The 313-nt window shown below is 42.8% G+C and carries 1 tRNA gene and 1 rRNA gene; both read right to left on the reverse strand.

The annotated features are described in order from the left end of the window. Window positions 1-89, reverse strand: a 23S ribosomal RNA gene (locus FLAPXU55_RS01700); the annotation flags it as partial. Between the two features lie 128 nt (window positions 90-217). Further along, window positions 218-291: transfer RNA gene (locus FLAPXU55_RS01705), tRNA-Ala, on the reverse strand. Between the last annotated feature and the right edge of the window lie 22 nt (window positions 292-313).

Here is a 313-nt window from a genome sequence, read left to right on the forward strand (position 1 = left end):
GCTTGTCCCCGCAGCTTTTCGCAGCTTATCACGCCCTTCATCGCCTCTGAGAGCCTAGGCATCCCCCATACGCCCTTATTTTGCTTATTGTACCAATCTTGTTCTAAAACAAGACCGTTTTTTTTTGTTTTTTGTTAGTTACAACAAAAAACGCTTTCTACTTTCTTATTATTTTCTTATCTCAATATGTCAATGAACTTTTATCCTTTCGGACCAGTGGAGAATAACGGAGTCGAACCGTTGACCTCCTGCGTGCAAGGCAGGCGCTCTAGCCAGCTGAGCTAATCCCCCATTTTTTAGTTGTCAGTTAACA

The sequence above is a fragment of the Flavobacterium panici genome (assembly GCF_903819335.1).
Lineage (GTDB): Bacteria > Bacteroidota > Bacteroidia > Flavobacteriales > Flavobacteriaceae > Flavobacterium > Flavobacterium panici.